The sequence below is a fragment of the Nocardia sp. NPDC050435 genome, assembly GCF_040655395.1.
Taxonomy (GTDB): Bacteria; Actinomycetota; Actinomycetes; order Mycobacteriales; family Mycobacteriaceae; genus Nocardia.
This window is the reverse complement of record NZ_JBFAJW010000002.1, coordinates 1-24,045: the sequence shown is the minus strand read 5'-3', so window position 1 is coordinate 24,045 and position 24,045 is coordinate 1. Positions and strand designations below refer to the sequence as shown.

Sequence of the window (24,045 nt, the reverse complement as noted above, 5' to 3'; positions counted from 1 at the left end):
GCCGACCGCTAGGGTGTAGCCCGTGGCAGTGCTTACCCACCCCGTCGGCTCCGCCTCCCGCCGTCCCCCTAATGTCTTCGATCGGTTGGTCGGCCAGGATGCGGTCGAGTCCGAGCTGACGGCTGCCGCGATCGCGGCCCGCAACGGCGTCACCGAGGGCGCGATGACGCACTCCTGGCTGTTCACCGGCCCGCCCGGGTCCGGGAGATCCGTAGCCGCCCTGTGTTTCGCCGCCGCCCTGCAATGCACCGATCCGGGCGTACCCGGCTGCGGCCGCTGCCACGCCTGCACCACGACGATGGCAGGCACCCACGGGGACGTACGCCGGGTGATTCCCGAGGGGCTGAGCATCAGCACCAAGGAGATGCGCGAGATCGTGCAGGTCGCCGCGCGCCGGCCGAGCACCGGGCGCTGGCAGGTGGTCGTCGTCGAAGACGCCGATCGCCTCACCGAAGCCGCGGGCAATGTCCTGCTGAAGGTGGTCGAGGAGCCGCCGGACCGCACCGTCTTCCTGCTGTGCGCCCCCTCGGTGGACCCGGAGGACATCTCGATCACCCTGCGTTCGCGCTGCCGGCACGTGCACCTGGTGACGCCGTCTGTCCCGGCCATCGCGCAGGTGCTGCGCGACCGCGACCAGCTCGACGAGAAAACCGCCGCCTGGGCGGCCTCGATCAGCGGCGGCCATGTCGGCCGCGCCCGCCGCCTGGCCACCGACGAGGAGGCGCGCGCCCGCCGGCAGCGGGCGCTGGCGCTGGTCGGCGCGGTCTCACGCCCCGGGGCGGCCTACGCCGCCGCCGACGAACTGGTGAAATCCGCCGACGACGAGGCCAAGCAGATGAGCGCGGCCCGCGACGAACGCGAACGCGAAGAGCTCGCCACGGCACTGGGCGCGGGCGGCACCGGCAAGGGCGCGGCGAGCGCCACCCGCGGCTCGGCCGGCGTGCTCAAGGACCTGGAACGCCGCCAGAAATCCCGCGCCACCCGAACCGGGCGCGACGCGCTCGACACCGCCCTCATCGATGTCGCAGGCGTCTACCGCGACGCGCTCGCCGTCAAATTCGGCGCGGCCCGCAACGGCTCCGGTGTCGCCCTGACCCACCCCGACATGTCCGACCAGATCTATGACCTGGCCGACCGCACCCGCCCCGAAGGTCTGCTGCTCAGCATCGAGGCGGTGCTGGCCTGCCGTGAGGCGCTCGACACGAACGTGAAGCCGCGGTTCGCGCTGGCGGCCATGGTCGCCGCGATGATCGCCGCTCAAACACCTTGATAGACAACTGAATTCGCCGGCGTGCCCGTTGACGCGGTCCTCGAACGGCGGTCACCCGTCGCGTCCTCGGCGATTCCGGCCGCACGGCGACGGAACCTCTGGTGAAAGCCGTCCGCTGCCTACACCCCAGGCATCTGACCTGCGGTTTTCGTGATCTGGACACTGAGACGATAGACTCGCCACGCCTGAAAAGGCACGCCGCCTTAGCTCAGTCGGTAGAGCGCTTCACTCGTAATGAAAAGGTCGGGGGTTCGATTCCCCCAGGCGGCTCCAGGTCAGAGGCCCTTTCCGGTTCACCGGGAAGGGCCTCTTTTGTTCCATCTTGCCAAGAACTTGCCAAGGCACCGGAAGGCCCTCAGCTGAAGAGAGCAGCACCTGCCGCCTTCAAATCCTCGACATGGGCGTCGGAATAGACCGACAGCGACATGGACGGGTCGTGACCGTGCCAGGCAGCCACGATATGCACCGGGATGCCGAGCGCGAGCATGAGCGACACGGAAGTGTTCCGCAGACCCTTGAGCTGGATGCGGCGGAGCCCGGCCGCCTTCGCGATCCTCTGGAACTCATCGGAGTACCACTCTGGTCGCAGAGGCGTACCCGACTCGTCGACTGCAATCAGCCGATCCTCGGACCAGGGGACGCCCAAAGCGAGGGATTCCGCCCGCTGCACCTTCTTGAGCGCCCGCAGCGCCCGGGACAGTTCGGCCGGCGGCGGGAGGTCGCGGCGACTCCGGCGTGACTTCGGCATGTTCTCCTCGGTCTGTGTGCCGACTGCGACGCGCCCCCGGCGGACCCGGAGCTTGCGCTCCGAGAACCGGGTCCACCGCATGCCCAATACCTCGCTTCGTCGCATCCCATAGGTCGACATGAGCCAGCAGGCGTACAGCCGGTGGGACTGCGCGGCGACCCGAAATTGTTGGATCTCTTCGACGGTCCAGGACTTCGGGTCGTCGCTGTCCTCGTCGTCGTCGCGATCGTCGATCTCGTCGGCCGGTCGCTCCACCAGGGCCACAACGTTGCGTGGCAGGCTTCCCTGGTCGACGTAGGACTGAACCATCATCGACAGCGCCGTCAGCGTGGACCGGACGGTCACGGGCAGGACGCCGCGTGGTTGCGCGCCTTCTGCCGTTTGGACGGCCGCGTAAACGCCACGACTCACCCGATGGACACGGCCGGCCTTCATCAGTGCCGACAGCCGAGTGTGGACATCTTGGCCGGGAAATTGGGCCTGCACCGCTCGTGCGGTCACGCCGTCAGCGTGCAGCGCCACGAACGCGCACACTCGCGACGACAGCGACTCCGGATCCACCGCGGCACGCTGATCGACCCGCCCGGCGGTCAGCATCCAGTCCACCAGCCGGTCCACGTCGGCCTTGGTGAGTTGTGCGAGCTTGCGGCCACCGAAGTACCGCCGCGCCGGCTTCAGATGGTTACGCGTGTTGACTGCTGTCACCCCACGCCTGAAACGCCGACCGGCCAGCCATTCCTCGCTCGCCTCGTCCACAGTCAGGGTCGTCAGACGGACATAGGTTCCATCGGCGACCGCGGAGGTGATCCGCCGATACTCGCGCCGGGCCTCGGCCATCGTGCGGCAGGTGAACTGCTGACGGTCGCGGGAGCCATCCGGCTTCGTACCCACGTCCACTTGGAAGTTGTAGGTTATCTTGCCGTTCCTGGCCTCATGTCTATTGATCGGCTCTGCTCGGCGTGGACGACGAGCCTTGTCGCGGGGTTTCTCGGGGGTGCTCAACGTTGAACCCTGCTCTCTCAGTGTTGAATTGACGTTCAGGTGGGCGTCGGGTACCGGTCGCTAACCATCGACTCCGCAATTCAGACCGGCGGTCGTCGATCAGACAGAAGGGCTGTCCGGGCTGCGGCGGGTTTGATCGAGTGATCTGGTGTGGCAGGCGGATGGCGCCAAACTGCGCCGCCATCGCTACCTGGGCGGAGCCGCGATGCGGCGGATGGCCGTAGCCTGCCCCCTTGCGAAGCCGATCCAGCAAAGTGCATGAACCTGTTGGCTAAGGAGGTGCCTGACCACCCGGATCTGCATCGGTCGCTTGGGCCTGATCGAGACGCTGTTCGTCCTTCGGCGAACCGCCCTGGGGCGGCGCGTCTTCGGCGTGGGTTCGCAACTGGAGGACGCCTAGGACCCATCGCGATGGGATGCGCACGCGATGGCCGACCCTCACTGCTGGTACTTCGCCAGCTTTCGCGGCGGCGTAGATGGTCGACTTGCCGATGCCGAGGAGCTGAGCAGCGTCGACCACCGAGATGGTCGGATTGCTGTGCAGGCGCTGCAATAAGCGCGCATAGTCGGGGATTTCGTCAGGATTCATTGTCCGGCCTCTATTCCTAGGCCGATCCGTAAGTCATCCCTGCCATCCATAGAACCGGATCCGAAGCAAATGTGCCAGGTAACCTGCCTGGTGCAGTATGCAGTTGGATGTGGGGCAGACGCTCACAGGGCAGGGGAAGCCCGGCTTCAGCGCGCCCGGTGCGGTTCCAGCGGCGCGATTGCTTTGCCTGGCACGTGGTTGCCAGCGCTCCGACGGCCATCGGCTTCACTTAAGAGCGCCATGTGTTGAGGGGGCGTCGCGCTAAGCGAATGTTCGGCTAGCTGGCAATCCCCGAGTGTTGTCTGTCCTAGGCACGGCGCCGTTGGCGAAACTGGTCGAAAGCGATGACCGTGGCGCCCTCGTACGCAGGCGCTGGGTCGGGAGCGGTCGATCGTGAGGGTGCCGGGCGCTGTCCGGCCAGGAAGTCTTCGAGCACATCTTGGGGCCACATCAGCTGGTGGGAAGTAAGCATGGCTGCAGAGTTGGCACCGTAGCAGCGTTCGACCCAACGGGAGATGAGGCGCGGGCGTTCGGGTTCGCGTGCGTCCCAGCCGGGTTCGGTCTTGCCCCAGGTATGACCGGTGTCGGGGTTGACGCGGGTATAGAGCTGGCGGCGCAGCATCTCGAAGCGTTGCTCGTCGATCAGGCCCGAAGCCGCGAGGTGCCGGATCAGCGCGCCGATGGAGATGCCCCACTTCAGTTTCAGTGGAACGAGATTCAGTAGAGACGGCACCTTCGGCACCTCGGCGGCGATCACCTTGGCAGGAGCGAGGAGTTCAGAGGCGAACTGTGATGCCTGCAGCTCCTGGTCTTCGGTAACTTCGCTACGCCCGGCATGGAGGACAAGGTGCCCGAGTTCGTGGGCGACGGTCCAACGAGTGCGTTCCCAGGATCCACTGGCGCGGATCACCATCAGCGGCCTGTCGCCGTACTCTCCGACCCGCGTCGCGTAGCCGAGGTGCTTCTCCGACAGGGTGGTGTCGTCGTCGACGGGATCCCAACTCAAGGCGCCGGTGGATTTGCTGCGGCGCAGACGGGTCACGACCGGCACTCCGCATCGCTCGGCTTCGTAGGTCAGGTACGAGATGGGAGCCTCGAGTTCGATGCCCATCCGTTCCCGCACGAGTTCGGCAGCGATGGCGATCGAAGTGCCGGCGTCGAGGACCGGCAGTTTCACCGGCGGCAGCGCGGCACGGGAGTCCATCGCGACCAGAAAGTCGCCGACCGCGGCCGCGAACTGCGCCAGGTATTCCTTCTCGCCTGCGGTTGTCGCCCGCGGGGCCCGGAACAACAGGTCACCGGCATCGACGCGGGAAACCGGTGCGGTGGTGAAGAATTCGGTCGGGAACCGCAGCGCCTGCGCGAGCCGCTCGAGTTCGGCGACGTCGAGAGCGGTGGTCTGCGCCTGTTCCAGTCGCGTCTGGCGCGCACCTTTCCATCCCAGCTCGGCCATCACGGCCTTGCTGGTCTTTCGGCGCAACACCCGCGCCTGCCTCACCCGGCTCCCGTACACATCAACAGTTGTCATCGCAGCTTCGATTCAACAAGATCCACGGGTCGACGCGTGCAGCGACCCGCCCGCACATCGCCGATCAGGCCGGATCGTCGCCGGTTTGGGCGGCATCGTCGCCGAATTCGCCGAAGTCGTCGAACAGCGGGGACTGGCCGGTGTCGGTCGATGTGCTGGCCAAGATGGGGGCAGGGGCGGGCAGCGGCGCGGTTGCGAGGATTCGCACCAGCTTCGAGTCATCGATCGTGTCGACAGCGACGGCGGCCAACTCGGCGCCCGCGAGCCCGAGTTGCTCGGCGTCGAGCCACCAGAACACATACAACTTGAGCCTGAGCAATACCGGCGCGAGATTGAACACCGGCTCATCGCAACCGTCGTCCAACGTCAGCTCCGCCAGAAGTTCGGCCGCTGCCTCCCGCTGCCCGGGCGGCGGAGTCGCTACTTCACGGTGCCGTTGGTTGAGCAGATTGCTCGGATACTTGCGCACCCGAATGATATTTCCGGCCTTGTCCAGCAGCATCACCGATTGGCCGTTGCCTTCGTGCATGGACAGCGTCGAGCCCGGTATCGGGGCACGGTCGGCGTCCATGTGCAGCAAGGTTTGGCGCACAGTGGCGGCGCGGGTGAGCCCGCCGAGCTTGGCTGGGTCGCCGAAACGATCCGCCCATCGGGTCGCGGATTCCAGGATTGCCTCATGCAGATCGCGGTGCAGGTGCGCCAACGCAATGGCGTGCTCGCCGACCAGCGAGTCCACCAACATCTGCGGCTGTAGGTCCATGCATGAAATATTTCATATGTTCTCCTACACGGCAAGATCTTCTGGAGAATCCGCAGTCCTGCGGCGCTTGCCATGGGGACCGCCTCGCCGATGCGTGTGCGAGGCTCAGGAGATGGGTGTGTGGGTCGGTGTGGTCGATAGTGCGCTTCTGGCCTCGCCGGGTTACCGCGCGCTGATCGAACGGCTACAGCAACTTCACCCGCTGCAGGACAGCCGATTTGATCGTTGGCTGTGTGTGCGAACGAGCGACCGCGGCGTGCTGTGTCTGGTTGCCGCTCGAGATAGCCGTCTGGTGGGGTTTCTCGCCGGTCGTCCGCGACAGGGACATATCGCTCTCGTCGGTAGTTCAGAGCCACGTTCCGGCGTGGGCTCGGCGCTCATCGACAGCTTCGCCCGGCACGCTGCCATGGCAGGAGCAGCGGAGCTGACCGTGGTCCTCGACAGTGGTCGTGAGGGCCGTTGGGAGCGTCGGAGGTTCTTCGAGGTCAACGAATTTTCGTCGGTTGGTGGCAGCGCACTGCACTTCGCGCGGCCGATTCCGCAAGATCGACTCGATCGTTGCATGGCATGCTCTAGCGATCAGGTGTCCATCAGCGGCTAATCGGCGAGTCGGCCGTTCCGGGGAGTTTTTGAGGCTATCGTTAGCGACGGAGTGTCAGGACGCGCACGCGCTCCATCTTCCCGCCTGAGTCGCCCCGCCCACGCCGGAGGCAGACGTCGACGGCCAAGGTCCTTCCAGGGGCCCGCGTAGTCTTCACACCTTCCTTGGCATGCCATCTTTCGTCGCAGGCAGGGGTGGCGTGGGGTCTCCTGCCGGAATCGGACGAAGACATGCCCAAGAACAGCAGCGCGCGCCGGCGCCGCCGGAACCGGCGGATCGCGGAGGAACAGAACCTGAAGTACACCGCGGCAGTTCGACGCGCAGACGAACTCGCGATCCAGGATCAGGTCGAGCGGCATCTGCGGCCATTGAAGATCGAGATCGACGGCATCAGCCGCTACTGGCGGGACGAGGACGACGAGATGCTCGACTGGACCAACTGGGGCGACCCGACTCGTCGGGATGTGGTGAGGGCAGCGGATGTGCTGTTGCCGCAGGTGCGGTTGTTGCGGTCGGCCAAGCTGAAACCGACGAATGTGGTCGTGCCCGACTGGCAGCGAAACTCGGTCAGCCAGGACGGTCTCTATGAAAAATTCCGTGCGACTGTTGATGAGGCGCACGGGTTGGTCGAGGAGGTGCGCGCGGACGCCGATATCGGTGGGGTCGATTGGTATACGGTCGCGAAGGCGGACTACCACCTTCGCTGCGCACTGGGCGGACTGCTGCGGATCACCGCGGAACGGCTGCATGAGCGGATCGAGACGGCGGTGGCGGGGGCCCGAGTGCTGGGCAGGACCGCCGAGGCGGTCCACAGTCGCGGCTGCCTGCTCGGTGCCACCGGCGATGCCCGCTCGTGGGGCTACTCAGCATGCGAGGGTGGAGCGCTGCGGGTGAAGCTGCGTATCTACGACTGGGATGTCGTGGTGAGTGCGGCCGGCTGTGCTCGGCACGCGGCCGAGGAGATCGTCTTCCACGATCGTGACGTCGAGATGGGTGACGTGCGCGTCGCGATCCTGGGCGGCACCGATGCCGACTGGGATGGGATCTACGCCCTGGCCGATGTGGTTCGGCGGGAACGCCAAGAGCTGGAGCGGGAGCGGGAAAAGAACCGTACTGGGTCCTATTCGTTGCCCTCCCCTCCGTGGATGCAGCGCCAGGACTGAGATAGCAAGCGCCAACACCGGCTAGCCGGGCCGCGCAGGACTCGAACGAGTCTCGAAAGTACGGCGGGGCTGCGCTATTCGAGAGGCGAACCCAGGGCAGGCGGTCCTGACGTGGCCGGCGCTCCGCGGCAGTGGAGCGCCGGCCACGCGGGGCTGCGTTCGGAGAGGCGCTCATTGCGCCCAGCGGTGCGTGACGCGTCCTATTGCGCGCCACAGCGTCAGGAGGGGCGGTTAGAGTGAACGCGTTGCAGGCCCGCTGTAAGCGTGTTCGAAGGCGCAGGTGAGGAACACGTCGCCAGTACCGAGATGGTCGGCCGTCAGGGTGCTCATCGAAATCGGGTGATCGACTCCTTTGTCGAGGCGATGAATGAGCTCGTCGGGCTGGCAGCCGTAGGCGAGCGATATGGACTCTGTCATCTGCCCTGAGAAATACGGGATGCGTCGCATTTTCGTGTAGAGCCGTTGCGTCTCGGGAGAGTCGCGGTGACGGGCGAACATCGCCAGCGCTGCGGCAGTAAGCTGCGGCGCCTCGTGTTCCCAGCCGACTATCGTCTCGCGGCCATGGTCGCTGAATGTCCACAGGAGGTAGTTGCCGTCGGCTTCGTCTAGGCCAGGCATGAGTCGGCGGGCGGAGTTGTTGGCGGCCAGCACGTCCCAGTGATACGTGTGCGCCATGGCTCTGATGCCCTGTCGCTCGTAGTATTCCAGGGTATTGAGCCCGCCTGCGGCGATAAATCGACGGCGGAGATGGGCGACCGGTGTGAGGTCTGTGGCGGGGTACCACAACTCGATTAAGTGCCTGGTTTGTGACGCGTCCAGATCGAGTGCGCGGGCGAGATGATTTACAGTCTTGCGTAAAGGCGGGTGGTTGGTCGTTTCGATCTGTCGCACCAATGAGGAGCTGCAGTTTGCGCGGCGGGCGAGCTCGCTTTGGGTGTAGTTCCGGTGCTCCCGGAAGCGCCAGAGCCACAGGCCGAAGTCTGGGATGTGCTTTGGCGGCCATTCCTTCGGCCGAGGCGGTAGTCGGCTTCTGCCGATCGCAGTAGCGCTACCTGAGTTGTTGCTCATCGATGAATTCCTTACTCATGAGTGATTCCGCTGCCTTCCATCAGACGGATGGGCTGAGAGAGCTGACCCCGAGCGAACAACCTGCCCCAGCGACATTCCGAAGAACTGTCCTGATCCGGCCAGCGGGCGGCCCTCGGGCGCGGACATCGAGGAGGTAATCACGGCGGCCGCAGGTCATCGCGGACTGCCAGGCCGAACGACGGTGCTGGCGCGTATGCCTGCCGACTCCGAATGCTGCTCGATTCCCCCGGCGAGTGGCCGCTGCAGACCCGGGATCACCGGTAGGGCTTGTAAGCCGTGCTCGCGGAACGATCGACGCCACCGGAGTTCGGGCACAGATGTCGCCAGTTGCAGATCGGGGAAGTGGTCGAACAGGCTGGTCATGGCAATGCGGATCTCCACCCGTGCCAGGGGAGCGCCGAGGCAGTAGTGGGGGCCGTGGCCGAAAGCCAAGTGGGCCTGGCCCTGCTTGTTGGTCAGGTCCATTACCTCGGGATCGGTCGCCCAGCGAGGGTCGCGGTTGCTCGAAGCGAGACCGAGCAGCACAGTGTCTCCGCGGGGAATCTCGATGCCGTCCACGACGAGCGGTTCGGTGGCGAAGCGGCGGATCGCGAATTGGTTCGAGTGTGCGTAACGCAGGAGTTCTTCGACTGCGCCGTCGCTGAGTTGGGGGTTCTTGCGGACAGAATCGAGCTGGCCGGGGTGTTCGAACAATGCGACCGTCGCATTGCCGATGAGATTGGTTGTGTTCTGATAGCCGGCCCACAGGATCAGAAAGGCGAGCGACACCAGCTCATCCGAGTCCAGCGCGTCTCCTGCCTCGTGGAACCTTATGAGATCCGATAGCAGATCATCGGTTGGATGTGATCGCTTGTGCCGCACCAGTTCTTGAAGAAAGCTCTCCATGTTCTCAACGGCGTCTTTGGCTTGCTGAGGTTGACTGGGGTCCGGGTCGAGCAGTGTGTTGGTCCATGTTCGGAAGTGAGGTCTTTCGGAAACGGGGATGCCGAGCAGGTCTCCGATTACGGCCAGTGGAAGTGGGGCGGCGAAACTCTCGATGAGGTCGACTGGAGTGTGTCCAGCGAGCTTGTCCAGGAGGCGATCGGCCTCGTCGTGGATGCGAGGACGAAGGTGGTCGACGCGTCGTCGAGTGAATGCGCCGGAGGCAAGGCGGCGTAGGCGGGTGTGGTCGGGTGCGTCCTTGTTGAGCATGTTCGCATCCAATGCCGGTGGCAGGGCGAATCCGGTGTATCCGGTGGTGGAGGATTGTCGGTCGATGGACAGGCGAGGGTCGTCCAAGGCCAGCCGGACATCAGCCTCTCGGGTGATCAGCCAGGCCATCGAGCCCCCGGGCAGGGCGATGCGGTGCACCGGGCCGGCTTCCCGCAGTGCCTGGTGGGTCGCGTGTGGGTTGGAGGGGTAGGTGTCGTCGTCAAAAGGGCATAGGGCTGTCACAGTGCTGCCTCCGGGCGCAAGTGGGTGTCGTGGAGTTTGGAGACGAGTTCGGCGACGATTGGTGAGCGTGCGAAGGCACGAGCCACCGTGCCCAGCCATTGCTGCTCCTCGTGCAGATCCTTGCCGGTTTCTTCGTCTGCGGTGAAGGGTTGGTTCGGCGGCGGCGCGGGTGAGGACCGTTTCCTCGCGATAGCCACCGCCAGGTTCGTTGCCTCGACGACTGCTTCGACTGCGTGCTCGGGAAGTCCTTCGGACTCGGCGCGCCGACGGGCCGCGGCCGCGTAGTCGGGGTCATAGTAGGGAAGCAATTTGATTCTGGCGTCGCGAATTTCGACCAGTCGGCGATAGAGCAGAAAGTCCGAGTGCCGCGGTGACCAGCGGGCGGGGACACCACGGTCTGCTTCCGCCAGCGCGACATCGGGGACCACCTCGTGAAGGGCGTTCCAGAGGGGCCCCAGACGCGTGTAGGTGCGGTAGCGTCGGACTCGGCCCCAGGCGCTCGACAGCGGAACAGCCCAGCTCGCCACACTCCAACCGGTCACCATGAGTGCTGCACCTATCGCTGCACCGAGCTGCGCGGCCGGCTCCCACTGGTGGCCGTTGATTCCCAGGTGTGGCGCCGCGACATCGGCGAATCGGGCAGCGACATAGACGAGACCGGCGATCGAACCGGCCGCAGCGAGACGTAACCCTATTCGCAGGATCCCCGGCCCGATTTCGCGCGAGTAGCGCCAGCACAGTCGCCCAGTTTCGATCTTGGCGATGCCATAGGCGGTCAGATACACGACCAGGTACACCTGATAGGAGGGAATTGCGGCCGAGTCGACAGCGTAGGTGTGCGGCTTGGTCACCATTTGTGGCACCGAGATCGTGAACAGGATCGCCATGCAGACCATGACGGCACCCATGAGCAGGAGTCGTCGGCGTACTCGACGCCGTGCCTCCTCTTTGGATTCCGACCAGGCCAGGACCACCAACTGTTGCAGGACTCCGCCGGCAAGCGCTCCACACTGACCCAACATGCCCGCGAGGTTCGGAACGCCGATCCACTTGCTGAAGGCGACGAAGATCGGAGGTGTCGACATTGCGAACGTGAAGGCAAGGACCCCGAAATAGGCGCACAGTGCGAGCATTCCGGGCTCGGGTTTGCGGATGAGCGCTGGTAGACGCAGCAGGAGAGCCAGCAACGCGAACACCGCCATCGCCGGATAAAGTACGGAATTCAATTTTCCCCCTTCAGTGGGCGGAGCCCAGAACCTTCTCTATTCGTGCGATGGCCGCCGCGATCTCAGGTGGTATCGCGGCTTGGTCGGTCTTCGGCGACCAGGTGGCCAGCTTCATGCCCATCACCGAAGCGAACAGCTCGGCTTCCTTCTCTTGATCATCGGAGTAGTTCGTGCGCTGGAGCATGCTGATCACCAGGTCCGGATCGAGGTCGGGGAACATGGCCTGGGAGCGTTCGCGATCCACATCGGTGATCCCGTTATGACCGAAGAGCAGATGGCCGAGCTCGTGCAGGACGATGTTGTGGCGGTGCACCTGGGATGTGTGTTTGGAGAACGGGACGAAGATGCCCTCGGAGGAGTACACGATTGCTCCGGTCGGGCCCTCTGGCGGCAACGCCATCGCGATCGGAATGACCGGACGCCGCTGTTGCAGGCTGATCCGCTCAAGGAACTCGTCGAGATCAGTAGGCATGTCGAACTTTTCGACGATCTCGCCGCAGCGGCGATGCATGGCGGCCAGAGCATCGTCTGTGTGACGTCTGGTGAAGACTTGTCGAAATCCGAAGTCGTTCAAGTCTGGTCACCTCGTTCCAGTCCGTGAAGTCGGGCAATCATGTCGGTAAGGACCTGAATGCTTGATGGGGAGAGCTCGGATATGCGGGTCAAAACGTTCTCGGCCCCGCTGGCGTCCATGGTGTCGGCCAGCTTTTGCAGTGCTCGAAGTTGCTCGAGCTGTTGATGGATCTCTCCGCTGCGGGGGGTGTCGAAGAAGATCTCCGGGTTGACGCCGAAGAAGCCGGCGAGCTTCTGCAGCGTGTCGCGAGTGGGATTGGACTTCTTCCCGGTGCGTAGTTCCGAAAGTGCACCAATGGAGATCCCGGTCGCGCGATGGACCTCCGGGTGCGAGTACGGCCCGCGGCCACGCGGGTGAATAGTGCGGAACAGGTAGTCCACCCGCTCGGCCAGAAACCGGCCTGTCTCCGCGACATCGTCTGCTGCCATCGCGTGCTCCTTTGGTTTCAACCCGACCCTCCCTGCCGGTAACCCCCCGCCTATCGTCACGATGATAGGGCCCGTGGACTGAAAACTCAACCGTTAGGTGCTGGCGCTCAATGGATCTCGCGGAAATCGATAGTTCCAAAAGAGGCCAATCTGCATGATCTATCGCTGTGGCGATAGATCATGCAGCGCCGCCGCCGGTCATGGAGGTGCTGTCCGCTCTCGGGCTCCGGGTCTGCGCTCAAGTCGGGCAGGTGAAGCTCTACTCCTTCGTTTGGGCAACCGGGCAGAATAGAGCATGCTGCAGTGAAAGATCAAGAGTCCGTGCTTGGGGGGCGAGGTTCCGGCGCCGATTGATGTCGAATGTTGCTGTCGAGCAGCGTTGTTCGTGATGCGACCTCGGTCGAGGCGGGCTTAGCGTTCAGTCTGCAGGCTCACGAGTCGGAGGACGCAGGTATTCGGCGGGTTCTGAGTCCGGGATGGATCCCGGGGTCGTCTGGTGTGATGTCGGGTGCTGGATGTTGGTGGCACGCACGCTTCGGCTTGTCTCCGGTTCGCCTCATCTTTGCCCGTCGGACTCTTCGGGATGAGATTTTGTGTCGCCGCGGTGGGAAATTTGCAGCGACAACGATCGTGTCGCTTTGTAGGGAAACCACAGATGGCGCGGCATTTCATGATCGACAACATCGGTAGCGCTACACATCGTGTCACTCGAAAGCCTTGCTAAAGAAGTGTTTTCGGAGTTTGGATAGTGAGGCAATCGCAAACATTCTGAAAGGAAACAATTGTGGATCCCTTTGTCGTCCTACAGTGGGTGAACGGCCTCCTGTCGATCGCTTCCCACGGCGTCTTCCTGGCCCAACAGGTCATCGGGCTGATCTTCTAACCAGCGCCGACGAGGTGGTCTCCCGGCCGCAACGCCGCCACCGGGAGACCGCCGGACCGCGCTGAAACGAATTCTTTCAATTCCCAAATCTTTCACCCTGGAGAAGGGCTATTTGGCATGCTCGAAACACGACGCGAATGGGGTAAACAGCCCCCTCGGCGGGTTCAAAGCCCGGTCGCTTCCCGTATCGCAAACGACACCCGCCGCCGCCTCGCGGTCCTGGGCGCGGTACCCGTCGCGGTAGTGCTGGTGTGTAGCGGAATCGCGTCCGCGGCAACGCCGCTCGGCGAAGTCGCCGACCAGCCCGGCGTCACCAGCCCCACCCAGCCCGGCACCACACCCGCCCCGCCACCGCCGCCGGCGGAGCCCGCACCGCAGCCCGAGCCCGCCTACGAGCAGCCCCCGGAAGTCCGCAACGCCGCACCCAGCCGTCCCGCGCCGTCTCCAGCGGCGCCTGCGCCGCCGGTCGAACTCACAGACCTGCACTGGCCCGAACCCGTGCCGCCGGTCGCGCCGATCGAGCCGCCGCCCAACAAGATCCGCATCGGTCAATTCGAAACCGACACCCCGCCCTGGCTGCCGCCGGAAGTCCGCGACACCATCAACGATGTCGCCGCGGGCGCGGAAGCCCAGGTCGCGACCGCGCTGGACTCGGTGGGTATCCCGCCCGGGCGCTCGGACCGCGTCAGCGGTGCCACAACCGCAGGAATGCTGGTAGGCGGCGCGGTCGGTGCGACCGTGGCCGGTGCGCCGGTCGCCGCCGCGGCGGCGCTCGTCGGCGGTGCTGTTGGGGGAACCATCGGCGGAATCGCCGGTGCCGCAGTAGGAACCGTGATCCCGGTCCCGGTCATCGGCACCGTCACCTCCGGTGTCGCCGGCACCGCGATCGGCGCCGCCGCCGGAGCCGCCGCGGGCGCGCTCATCGCCGGAGCCCCGATCGCCGTCGTCGGCGCGGTCGTCGGCGGCACGGTCGGCGCCGGATTCGGCGCCGGAGTCGGGGTGGGACAGCAATGACCAGTGCCCTGAACCGGCGTCTTCGTCCGGCCGTCGCGGCGCTGATGCTCGGCGCGGCAACAACTCTCACCACAATCACTGCCGGTAGTGCGCAGGCAGTGCCGATCGGGCCGGGCTGCCCGGGACTGTATGTCCTCGGAATCCAGGGCACCGGCCAGTCCTCACCGACCGCGGATCCGCTCGCCGACACCGGCGTGGTCGGTGCCCTGCTCGGCCCGGTCGTGGCCGCCGTGCCGGGGCTGGTGCAGCGCAGCTACCTCGGCTACCCCGCCGGGTTCGGCGGCATCGTGCCCGGCGGCGGCCCCGACCCGTATGTCTCCTCGGTCGGTGACGCGCGCACCCAGCTCGACGCCGCCGCCCGCCAGATCACCGAGCAATGCCCCAACACGCTGCTCGCTGGTGTCGCCTACTCCCAAGGGGCGCACGCGATGGCGGCGTTCGCACGCGATGTGGGCGCGGGCCGCGGGCCTGTCGGCCCGGAGAAGATCGCCGCGATCGCGCTCTACTCCAACCCCAGTCGCTCCCCGGACAGCCCGATCTTCCCCGGCCGGCCCGGTCAAACCGTCCCCGACCCCGCACCCGGCACGGCCGGGGGAGCGGTCTCGGGCGTCCAGATCATCAACACACCCACCGCAGGCAGCGGAATCGACAGCAGCACAGCCGGTTACGGAGCCCTGGAGGGGCGGGTCGCCGACATCTGCGCCGACGCCGATCTCGCCTGCTCGGCACCGAGCCAGGCCAGCGTGCTGCGCATCGGTGCCCAGCTGCTGGGGCAGGCCAACCTCAACGACCCCTTCGCCGCCCTGGGGTCGATCAACGGCTTGTTCCACGCCGCTCTGGGGGAGGCGTGGTCGACGACGATCCTCAACGACTTCACCCTTGGCGGCGGCACCGTCGACTACACGCCCAGTCAGAGCCTGTCGACGCGGATGATCGAGGCCGCCGACCCCCGCATCCCCGCCCCGACCCCGCAGGACGCCGACCTCGCGCGGGCCCGCTGGGGCGAGATCACTGCCACTGTCGCTGGCAATCCGCTCGCGCTGGTGCCGAAGGTGGCCGGGCAGCTCAGTGTGGCGTGGGGGCAGTTGGTCGCCGACAACGCCGCCCTGGCCGACCCGAACGTGTGGCTGCACTTCGCCGACACGGTCGCCGCCCACAACGGCTACGCCCTGACCGGCCAGCTCGGCTCCGGCATCGCCTGGCTCACCGCACTCGCCCACGACATCGGACCCCGATCATGACCGAACCCCAAACCGAGGACAGCTTCTACACCGCACCCGCGATCACCGGGCACCGCAAGGGCGCGTTGCTCAAGACGCGGAAAATGCCGCTGCCCCAATTGGACTCGGCGCAGGCGTGGCAGATCCTCTACGTCGCCAGCGACAACTTCGGCGAAAAGCTCCCGGCGTCGGGCACGGTCATCGTCCCGGACTCCAACGCGGTCGCCGGATCCGGGCCGCTGGTGGCCTACGTGCCCAGCTTCCACGGCCTCGGCGGCAGGTGCGCCCCGTCGCAGCTGCTCCAAGACGGCACCGAACGCGAAATCGACTACATCGCCATGGCTTTGGATCGTGGCTGGACGGTCGCGATCCCCGACGGGCGCGGTCTGGGCGTGACCGGTCGCGGGCCGCACACCTTCCTGGCTGGCCCGTCCGGCGGGGCCGCGGTGCTCGACATCCTGCGGGCCGCGCAGCGGATTCCCGATTTGGACTGCTCGAATCCTGCGGTGGGGGTATGGGGGTACGCCGACGGCGGCCGGTACGCGGTATGGGCGGCGGAGATGGCACCGCTCTACGCCTCGGAGCTCGATCTGCGCGGTGTCGCCGCGGGCGCTGTGATCGCCGATCCTGGTGCGCTGGCCGAACGCTACGAGCTGGGCCCGTATCCCGGTCTCGGGTGGGCGGCCATGCTCGGGTTGGCGCGCGCCAACCCGCACATGCCGATGCTGCACATGCTCAACTCGGTCGGCCACACCGTGATGAGCTTTATCCAAACTGCCACGGCCGCACAGGTTCTGGCGCGGTTCCGGCGACCGGTCGGACAGTACTGCGATCAGCCCGACCCCTGGAACAACCCGCTGTGGCGGCACGTGCTGGCGTGCGAGCGGTCCGGGCAACAGATCCCACGCTGCCCGATACACCTCTACCACGGCGCCGACGACGTCTTCGTCCCGATCGATGCCGCCGAGCAACTGCGTGACACCTACCGCGAAGCCGGTGTCGAGGTGAGCTGGCGCGACTACCCGCACGGCCACTACGAAACCGCCGAACAAGGCGCGAACGAGGCCGTCACCCGGCTGGCCGCCTACCTCCAGCACCGGCCCGAACGCGCCGCCGATTCCCAGCCGGCTCCGAGCGAGACGACCCCATGACCCTTCTCCGGGAAACCCTGCCCGCGGCCGCCGCCCCTCGCCCGGGCGCGGGCAGGCCCGAAGAACCGAACTTTTCGAACTGAGGATAGAACGCCATGAACCACAACCACTTTCAGCCCAGCCAGCGTCACGCCATGTGTGGTGTCTCACGGTCGGCTCGCGCGCTGGCGGGTGTGGCTGTGGTTGTGCTGACCGGTGGGTTGATCGCCGCAGGTTCGCCGGGCGTCGGGGCTGCGCCGATCGACGGCTCCTGTCCCACCCTCTACGCCCTCGGGGTGCAGGGACCCGACGAAACCTCGCCCGGCACCGACGACACCACCGACACCGGTGCCCTGGGTCAAGTCTTCGGACCGATGCTCGCCTCCGCGCACGGGCTGGTGCAACGGGCATACATCCCCTACGGGCTGCGCGAGGACGGCAGCGAGCAACCCTACGACCAAGCCGTCGCCGACGCGTCGGCCCGGCTGGAAACCACCGCAGTCGAACTCCTGCGACGCTGCCCGGACACCAAGATCGCGGTCGCCGGCTACACCCAAGGCGCCCCCGCCGCCTCCTCCTTCGCACAACGCGTCGGTTCCGGCCAGGCCGCGATCGGTGCCGACCACATCGCCGCGATCGCGCTGCTGGCCAACCCGACTCGGGCCGCGAATACCCCGGCGATCCCCGGACGCGCGGGTCAGCGCACTCCCGAGGCCGTGCCCGGCACCCCCGGCACCGAAGTCGCCGAGATCACCTTCGACACCACCGCCGAGAGCGGCAGGGGCGTCGACGCCACCACGATGACAGCCACCGAATACAGGGCACTGACCGGACGCGTGGCCGAGCTCTGTGTCGCGGGCGACCTGACCTGCGCGACCCCGATCCAAGGACCGATCGCTACCGCGATCAGCAACATCGCTGCCCAATCCGACCTGCGCGATCCGGTCGCAGCGATCACCACGATCGCGGACTCGCTCGCGGCCACCGTCTACAAGACCGCTGTCGGCGTGGTCAACGAAGACCTGCACGGTCGACGGGTCGACGAGCTGTCCTACGATCCGGCCAAGTCACTGAGTCAGCGCCTGGCCGAAGCCTCCGATCCCTCGACGCCGATGCCCGGTCTCGACGAGGCGATCGCGGCGGTGCTGCGGGTCGGCACGATCGCTTTCAACGCGGTCGTCACCGTGGCCAAGAAGGTCTTCACCCCGGCCACGATCGCCGAGCTGGCCGCCGTCGGGTTGGCCAATCCGATGGCGGCGCTGGCTTCCCTGGGTGCCAAGGTCGCCGGCGCTGTCGTGGAGTTGATCCCGCCGCGCACCGCGAACAGGTGGGTCGAGCAAGCCTACGACACGATCACCACCAACATCCGCGACAACAGCGAGCTCTACCTGCTCTCGAGCGCAACGCAATACAGCAACACCTCCGGCCGCCACGGCTCCTACACCAGCGCACCCGTGACATCCAGTGGCGAATCCGCCCTCGCCGCCACCGCTGATTGGTTCGCCGCCAGCGCCCGCGACATCGCTGCCTCTGCCACCACTCCCGCATCACTGCGGTCTGCCCCGGCGCCTACGAACCCGGCGACATCGCCACGTCCCAGCTCGTCGCCACCGCCGGCGCCGACGACGACCCCAGCTTTGACATCCTCGCGCGGGCTCGTGCCCGCTCCCTGACCCCTTCGGGCGGGAGGCGGCTCAGCTCGGCACCTAATCACCTACACGAGCTGATCCGTAAGTCGATCCCGAGGCGCTCCCCCCGAAGGGCCCACCCCACCACCCACCAAGGAGGTGAACGACATGGCCCCCGATCCCCGAACCAGCGACGCACACGGCTGGGGATGGCTCAACACCACCACAGCACCGCTGCCCCTGCACCTTCCAGACCACCGAACAGACCAGCCCTCCGATGAGTGGGAATGGATCGCCGATCCGCCGCCCCCCGAACCCGGCCCACGCGCCGCGAACCCCACACACCGGGGCCATAGCATGCCGATGCCGCCGCTGGCAGTGTGGCTGAGCATCGCGTTCGGCATCGCCGCCACGATCGCGATCATCACGTTGCTCGCCCCAACAGCACAGCGGCGCGATAACGAGCCGACCGCCGAACCCGAGTCGGCAGCGCCGAGCAGTGCGGTGCCCCTGGGCTCGACACCAGCCGCGGTTCCGAGCAGCCCGGCCTGCACGGGATTGTCCGGCGCCCTGGTCACCGCCACCGTCGCACCCTCGGCGGGACCTCTGATGGCGGCGATCGCCGGATTCGAACACGCCTACTACGTCGCACGCGACCCCGAAGCCGCCCTGCGGTGGCTGGCACCCGAGGCCGGAATCGCCGCCGAGCCACTGGCAGCGGGCATCACCTCCATCCCGGCCGGCACCCAACATTGCGTGGCCATCACACCCATCGCAGAGACCACCGCGACCGTGCACCTGGCCGAACGACGCCCCGACGGGCAGCGCATCGACTACCTCCAGGTGATCAACATCCGGGTTGCCGAGGCCGGCCACGCGGTGATCACCAACATCCAACGCCAGGGCAACCCATGAGCGCCGCCCTGGTCCGCCGCGAGGTCGAGGGCCTCGACATCACCGGCCGCATGGAACCGGCCACCATCGCCGCACCCCCGGCCGAACGGCGAGCCCCGATCCGGCACACCGCTTTGCCGATCACCGGCCCGCACCCGCCGTTGTTCGCGGTGCTGGGCGCCCACGGCGGAGCAGCGACCTCGACACTGGCGCGCTGGTGGGGCCCGGCCGCCGACTCCGGACTCGCCTGGCCCGCCGCGCCGACAACCACCCAAAACGTCGTCATCGCAGCCCGGCTCTGCATGCCCGGATTGATCGCCGCAGCAGAACGACTGCGCGAATGGCACGCCGGACTCGCACCCGAGGGCGTGGTGGTCGTGGGGCTCGTGCTCTCCGCGGTGCGCCCCGGCCGGGTGCCCGCGCCGGTGCGACGCTACCGCGAGGTCGTCACCGAACTGGCCGACGCGGTCCACACGATCGGCTGGCACGACGAACTCACCAGCTGCGAACTCGCCGATCTGGCCGAGTACCTGCCGTTCGACCCGCCACCGAAACGTCGCGCGCCGATAACCGCCGCCGTGCCGCGCGATGTCCATTCCGCGGGCGCGGCGATCATCTCTGACCTCGCGATGGTCAGAAAAGCCATTGAGGCACAGCATGATTCGGAGGAACCGTGATGAGTGCGACCGCGCTATTGCTGGACGCCTACCCCCTGCTCGCGCAGGGAGAAATCAAGATCACTCCGAAAGCGCCCCCGGAGTCGGAGCGGCTGCTCAACATCGTCCGCTACATCTCGTGGCTGGCGATGCTGGCCGGGATCGCCAGCTTGATCTACGCCGGCGGCAAATTCGGCTGGGAACGATTTCACGGCGGGGCGTTGGAGTCGCCCAAGATCGTGCTCGGCGCGCTGATCGGCGGAATCCTGTCGACCTCGGCCGGGGGAGTCATGAACGCGATCGTCACCGGCGGCGGATGACCGCCTCCAGAGCCGCACATTGCGCGGCACACCCCATATCTCCCTTGCGGATTCGTCGAAAGAACCCTCATGTCACTTGAAACTCACCCGATCGCCTTCACCGCGGCCGACGGCCTGCGCCTATCGGGCACCCGGCTCGGCCGCCCCGACACCCCCGCCACCATCGTCTACCTGCACGGCCTGCTGGCGGACGCGACGTTCTGGACACCGTTGACCCGGCGACTGAGCCGGCATCTGGGCGAGGACATCGCCCAGCTCGTCTACGACCAGCGCGGACACGGGTCCTCGGGGTGGCCTGCGAAACACCAGCACACCACCATGCGCGGCCTCGCCGAGGACCTCGAGGCGGTGCTGGCTCACGCCCACGGAGCGGTGGTGCTGGTCGCGCACTCCGCGGCAAGCCTGGTCGTGCACACCTACATCGAGCACTACCGCGCCCGTCAGGTGGCGGGACTCGTGTTCTTCAACGCCGCCTGCCATTTCCGGTTCCACGACATGGCGATGGTCCCCTCACAATGTCAACCGACACTGGCCCGGCTGCGCCACCAGCGCCGTCGCCGCCTCGACCCTGTCGCCGCCGCAGGGCACGCCATGCTCGAGCGCCGCCTGCGCGCCTTGGCCCAGCAGGGAAAGCTGGCACAGTCCTTCATCACCGGCGCCCGGCCCGGCGACCCCCGGGTGCTGGCCGACCTACTACAGCAATGCAACGAAACCCGATTGTCGGCGCAGGTGGCGGTCGCGATGCGCTCGACCCCCTCGTTCGTGCTCGGCGGCGAACTCGACCGCATCGTGGCCGCCCACGACTCCGTGCGCCTAGCGGATGCGATCTGGGCCGACTACGAAATGATCCCCGGCGCAACCCATTCTCTGCCACACACCCAACCCGAACTCGCCGAGGACGCGGTCCTGCGTGCGCTGGAAGTCGCCTACCGCGACCACGAATCCGTGCCCGCCGTCGACGGGGCCGACTGGTGAGCGCCAAACAGCTCCCGGCAGGGGTGACCGAACCGATCTACCAGCTTCTGGGATGGCTGGCCTGGCTGGTGCTGGTCCTGTGTATCGCCCGCGCGGTGTGGGTCGGCGGGCTGCTCGCGGTCCGGATCTACCGCGAGGAAAGCATCGAAGGACTCGCCGGAACCATCGCCGCCGCAGCACTTCTCAGCTCCGCTGGCGCACTCGCCGCCGCCATCATCGGCACCCGCTGACCACGAAGGGAACCAGCCATGACCCACCCCGCCCGCCCCAGAACCACAGCCTGCCTCGCCGTCTGCGCCGCCCTGGCGATCACGGTCACCGTCTTGGGCTGCTCGCGCGACGACGACGGTCTACCCGCCGGGCAGCCGAGCCTCGATCTGCGCACGTTGCCGAGTGGGTTGCGGTGGATTGCGTTCAACAACATGCAATTGCCGGTCGCCCGTCAAGGTCCCGCCGCCGACAAGGGTGCGGTGGTGTCGGGGTTCGAGCAGTCGCCGGTCGGGGCCGCGCTGGCCGCGATTCACGCCACGGTGCGCATGTCGGTCGCTCTGGACAGTCAGTGGCCGGCGGTGACCGCGGCGATGCTGGCGCCGGGGCCCGGACGGGACGAATGGGCCGTGCTGCGCACCCAGATCTCCATCACCGAAACCGCTTCCGGCGAGAGGCCCCGCATCGCGGGTTATCGGGTCGAGCGCTACACCCCCGAGACCACTGAGGTCTCGATCTACACCCGCCAAACCGACTCCTCGCTGACCCGCAACGCCACCACCGTGGCGTGGCAGTCCGGGGACTGGAAGCTGCGGATTCCTTACCAGCCCGCCATCTCGGCGGTGACCGCGATCGAGACCATGCCCGCCGAGGCCGTCGCACTGACTCCGGCGTGAGAACGGACCCACCCCATGAGCTTTCGCAATCTGTTGATCACCCTCCTCCTCGGCATCACCCTCGCCGTCGCGGCAGCGTTCGCCCTGGCGATGACCGGTAACCAAGGCCCCAGCACCCCCTCGACCCCGAGCAGCACACCACCGGGCGCCACACCTTCGCCGTGGCTCACGCCCGTCACGCCGCACACCGTCAAGCCGCCGACGATCGACCGCTTCGGAAACCGGCTCGAGGACAAAGGAATAGAGGAAGGCAGCGTTCTCCCGCAGGATCCCGCGGCCCGGATCCCGTCGAACCGACCGGACTACCTCAGCGCCGCACCCGCACGAATGCAATGGCAGCGTGGATGGGGCGGTGCGGCGCTACCGTTCTCGGGCAGCGACGGCCCGGCCCAGATCCGTTCCGGTGTCGCCTCCGGTTTCGCCCCGACCCCGCAGGGCGCGGCGCTGGCCGCCGCCGACGCGCTCGCCCGCGTGCTGGCCGCACCGGAGGGGGTGTGGCAACAAGTCCTCGCCCAGCGCTACCACGGCGGTGGAAAAGCGCTGGAAGCGCGCTTCGCGCGAGCCCGCAGTTCCACACCCGACGCCGCGCAATTCGTTGTGGTCCCCGAAGGCTTCCGCGTACTGGCGGACTATCGATCCGACTTCGCGGTCGTCCAGATCGCGACCAAAGCGCCCGGCGGAAGCGCCTACTCGACCTGGCCGATGACCTGGAACGACGGTGACTGGCGAGTGCGCGTCCCCGACGACATCGAAACCCTCTGGGCCCCAGCGACCCCGATTACCTCGCTCGCTGAATTCGGCAGCTGGAAGTCGACGCCATGACGACTCAACTCAGCGCCTCCGGCCAACACGCGGTTCTCGCTGGCCCACTCCATCAGCAGGTCCCCGTGCCCGACGTGTGCGACGTCCCCGGCGGGCCGGGGGCAGTCTGCCAACTCGGACGGCTTGGCAGACGAGTCGCCAGCGATGCTGTGAACTCGAGCTTCGACGGCATGGTCGACAGGCTTGTTGCCGGGCTGGCAGACGCTCTGCAATGGACGTTGACCTGGTGGCTCGACATTCCGTCACCGACGCTGGCGACCCCGTCTGGTGAACCGGGGACGTTGATGGCCTCGATCCGGGACTACACCAGTGGGCTGCAGGTTCTGCTGCTGACCGCGGGAATCATGTTCGCTGCCGCACGGCTGGCGTTGGCCAAGCGCGGAGGATTGGCCGGCGAAGCACAGGAGTCGTTCATGACTTTCGCCAAAGCGGTCTTCGCCTCAGCGATGTTCGCCGGTGTGGTGGCCGCTGGCACCCGTGCTGGAGATGAGTTCTCGAACTGGGTGCTCTACGACGTGACCGAAGCTGATGCGCCCGGCGTGATCACTCGGCTCGAAGGCTTCGATCTGCGCCACGGCACCAGCCTCGGCACGGGACTGCTGCTGATCCTCGCTGTGCTGGGGATCCTCAGTGCACTCGTGCAATTGGTGATGCTGGTTGTTCGACAAGCGCTCCTGATTCTGGTCGTGGCGGCCATCCCGATCGCCGCCGCAGCGTCCGGGATGGGCCCAGGTTCGCAGGGCTACAAGAAAATGCTGGCGTGGGCTCTGGCCTTCGTGCTGTGGAAACCGGTCGGCGCGCTGGTCTATGCGATCGCGTTCACCGCCGCCGGTGCGCCCACCCAGGAGCCCCAGGACCCGCAACTGGTCTTGCTCGGTCTTCTGCTGCTGGTGATGGTGCCGATCACGCTGCCGGCGTTGATGCGGTTGATCGCGCCCGCTGTCGCAGCCTTGGGCGGCGGTGGTGGTGCCGCGGCGGCGCTGGCCGGTGGCGGGCTGGGGATGGCGATGGGATCGGGCGCAGGCCGCACCGGTGGCCAAGCCCGCAAGATGGGCGAGGGCGAATCCTCGCCCGGCGGCGGGCCCCCGCCCGCGCGTCCCACCGGTAGCGGATCAGGCGGCGGGGGTCGTCCGATGCCCTCCGGAAACGGCGGAACGACCGGGCGCGCGGGCGGGAGCGCGAGCTCCTCGGTCGGACCCGCGACCGG

23 protein-coding genes, 1 tRNA gene and 1 pseudogene are annotated in these 24,045 nt (G+C 66.9%); 16 read left to right on the top strand and 9 right to left on the bottom strand.

Translation table 11 applies throughout. The annotated features are described in order from the left end of the window. The first annotated feature begins 28 nt into the window (after positions 1-28). Both AB0I43_RS04330 and AB0I43_RS04325 read left to right on the top strand, forming a co-directional pair. Entirely contained in the window at positions 29-1,270 is a 1,242-nt protein-coding gene (locus tag AB0I43_RS04330; RefSeq protein ID WP_356975246.1) for a DNA polymerase III subunit delta', read from the top strand. A 197-nt stretch (positions 1,271-1,467) separates the two neighbouring features. After that, a tRNA-Thr gene (locus tag AB0I43_RS04325) sits at positions 1,468-1,543 on the top strand. Positions 1,544-1,625: 82 nt separating this feature from the next. Here AB0I43_RS04325 and AB0I43_RS04320 read toward each other — a convergent pair. From AB0I43_RS04320 to AB0I43_RS04305, 4 genes are all read right to left on the bottom strand, one after another. Further along, positions 1,626-3,020 carry a site-specific integrase gene (locus AB0I43_RS04320; RefSeq protein ID WP_357431220.1) on the bottom strand — a complete coding sequence of 465 codons (1,395 nt, stop codon included), beginning with the start codon at positions 3,018-3,020 and terminating at the stop codon, positions 1,626-1,628. A 271-nt stretch (positions 3,021-3,291) separates the two neighbouring features. Then, positions 3,292-3,609: an excisionase family DNA-binding protein gene (locus AB0I43_RS04315; RefSeq protein WP_357431218.1), complete on the bottom strand. Its 318-nt coding sequence runs from the start codon at positions 3,607-3,609 to the stop codon at positions 3,292-3,294. 307 nt (positions 3,610-3,916) lie between these two features. After that, a complete protein-coding gene (locus AB0I43_RS04310; protein WP_357431216.1) occupies positions 3,917-5,137 on the bottom strand; it encodes an ImmA/IrrE family metallo-endopeptidase in 1,221 nt (406 codons plus the stop codon). Positions 5,138-5,201: 64 nt separating this feature from the next. Further along, entirely contained in the window at positions 5,202-5,897 is a 696-nt protein-coding gene (locus tag AB0I43_RS04305) for a hypothetical protein (RefSeq protein ID WP_357431214.1), read from the bottom strand. A gap of 112 nt (positions 5,898-6,009) precedes the next feature. On the opposite strand from AB0I43_RS04305, the gene AB0I43_RS04300 reads away from it, so the two are divergent. Both AB0I43_RS04300 and AB0I43_RS04295 read left to right on the top strand, forming a co-directional pair. Continuing rightward, positions 6,010-6,498, top strand: coding sequence for a hypothetical protein (locus AB0I43_RS04300; protein ID WP_357431212.1), 489 nt, complete (start codon positions 6,010-6,012; stop codon positions 6,496-6,498). A 230-nt stretch (positions 6,499-6,728) separates the two neighbouring features. Beyond that, a complete protein-coding gene (locus AB0I43_RS04295; RefSeq protein WP_357431210.1) occupies positions 6,729-7,661 on the top strand; it encodes a hypothetical protein in 933 nt (310 codons plus the stop codon). A gap of 231 nt (positions 7,662-7,892) precedes the next feature. On the opposite strand, the gene AB0I43_RS04290 is transcribed toward AB0I43_RS04295, so the two are convergent. The 5 genes from AB0I43_RS04290 to AB0I43_RS04270 form a co-directional block, all read right to left on the bottom strand. Further along, entirely contained in the window at positions 7,893-8,729 is an 837-nt protein-coding gene (locus tag AB0I43_RS04290; RefSeq protein ID WP_357431208.1) for a helix-turn-helix domain-containing protein, read from the bottom strand. A gap of 174 nt (positions 8,730-8,903) precedes the next feature. Beyond that, the gene (locus AB0I43_RS04285) at positions 8,904-10,070 is read right to left on the bottom strand and encodes a cytochrome P450 (protein ID WP_357431206.1); all 1,167 of its coding nucleotides are present in this window, start codon (positions 10,068-10,070) and stop codon (positions 8,904-8,906) included. A gap of 110 nt (positions 10,071-10,180) precedes the next feature. Further along, on the bottom strand, positions 10,181-11,386 hold the full coding sequence (locus tag AB0I43_RS04280) for an MAB_1171c family putative transporter (protein WP_357431204.1): 1,206 nt from the start codon (positions 11,384-11,386) through the stop codon (positions 10,181-10,183). Positions 11,387-11,420: 34 nt separating this feature from the next. Beyond that, a complete protein-coding gene (locus tag AB0I43_RS04275) occupies positions 11,421-11,984 on the bottom strand; it encodes a hypothetical protein (RefSeq protein ID WP_357431202.1) in 564 nt (187 codons plus the stop codon). Then, complete coding sequence (locus tag AB0I43_RS04270; protein ID WP_357431200.1) at positions 11,981-12,412, bottom strand: XRE family transcriptional regulator; 432 nt, start codon at positions 12,410-12,412, stop codon at positions 11,981-11,983. Before AB0I43_RS04270 ends, AB0I43_RS04275 begins: the two co-directional genes overlap by 4 nt. A 1,132-nt stretch (positions 12,413-13,544) precedes the next feature. Between AB0I43_RS04270 and AB0I43_RS04265 the strand changes: the two genes are divergently transcribed. The 12 genes and pseudogenes from AB0I43_RS04265 to AB0I43_RS04210 form a co-directional block, all read left to right on the top strand. After that, a complete protein-coding gene (locus tag AB0I43_RS04265) occupies positions 13,545-14,309 on the top strand; it encodes a hypothetical protein (RefSeq protein WP_357431198.1) in 765 nt (254 codons plus the stop codon). Beyond that, positions 14,306-15,550, top strand: a complete 1,245-nt coding sequence (locus tag AB0I43_RS04260; protein WP_357431196.1) for a cutinase family protein — start codon at positions 14,306-14,308, stop codon at positions 15,548-15,550. The genes AB0I43_RS04265 and AB0I43_RS04260 overlap by 4 nt, the downstream gene beginning before the upstream one ends. Then, positions 15,547-16,680 (top strand): lipase family protein, encoded by a 1,134-nt coding sequence (locus tag AB0I43_RS04255; RefSeq protein WP_357431194.1) that lies wholly within the window; start codon positions 15,547-15,549, stop codon positions 16,678-16,680. Before AB0I43_RS04260 ends, AB0I43_RS04255 begins: the two co-directional genes overlap by 4 nt. 173 nt (positions 16,681-16,853) lie before the next feature. Further along, positions 16,854-18,332 carry a cutinase family protein gene (locus AB0I43_RS04250; protein WP_357431192.1) on the top strand — a complete coding sequence of 493 codons (1,479 nt, stop codon included), beginning with the start codon at positions 16,854-16,856 and terminating at the stop codon, positions 18,330-18,332. Positions 18,333-18,650: 318 nt separating this feature from the next. Next, the gene (locus AB0I43_RS04245; protein WP_357431190.1) at positions 18,651-19,202 is read left to right on the top strand and encodes a hypothetical protein; all 552 of its coding nucleotides are present in this window, start codon (positions 18,651-18,653) and stop codon (positions 19,200-19,202) included. Further along, on the top strand, positions 19,199-19,858 hold the full coding sequence (locus AB0I43_RS04240) for a hypothetical protein (RefSeq protein ID WP_357431188.1): 660 nt from the start codon (positions 19,199-19,201) through the stop codon (positions 19,856-19,858). The genes AB0I43_RS04245 and AB0I43_RS04240 overlap by 4 nt, the downstream gene beginning before the upstream one ends. After that, positions 19,858-20,157, top strand: coding sequence for a hypothetical protein (locus tag AB0I43_RS04235; protein WP_357431186.1), 300 nt, complete (start codon positions 19,858-19,860; stop codon positions 20,155-20,157). Before AB0I43_RS04240 ends, AB0I43_RS04235 begins: the two co-directional genes overlap by 1 nt. 69 nt (positions 20,158-20,226) lie before the next feature. Further along, a complete protein-coding gene (locus AB0I43_RS04230) occupies positions 20,227-21,132 on the top strand; it encodes an alpha/beta hydrolase (protein ID WP_357431184.1) in 906 nt (301 codons plus the stop codon). Beyond that, the gene (locus AB0I43_RS04225; RefSeq protein ID WP_357431182.1) at positions 21,129-21,362 is read left to right on the top strand and encodes a hypothetical protein; all 234 of its coding nucleotides are present in this window, start codon (positions 21,129-21,131) and stop codon (positions 21,360-21,362) included. The genes AB0I43_RS04230 and AB0I43_RS04225 overlap by 4 nt, the downstream gene beginning before the upstream one ends. An 18-nt stretch (positions 21,363-21,380) precedes the next feature. After that, on the top strand, positions 21,381-22,016 hold the full coding sequence (locus AB0I43_RS04220) for a hypothetical protein (RefSeq protein ID WP_357431180.1): 636 nt from the start codon (positions 21,381-21,383) through the stop codon (positions 22,014-22,016). 15 nt (positions 22,017-22,031) lie between these two features. Next, positions 22,032-22,838 (top strand): hypothetical protein, encoded by an 807-nt coding sequence (locus AB0I43_RS04215; protein ID WP_357431177.1) that lies wholly within the window; start codon positions 22,032-22,034, stop codon positions 22,836-22,838. 170 nt (positions 22,839-23,008) lie between these two features. Next, positions 23,009-24,045 (top strand): annotated as a pseudogene (locus AB0I43_RS04210) (hypothetical protein); the annotation flags it as partial.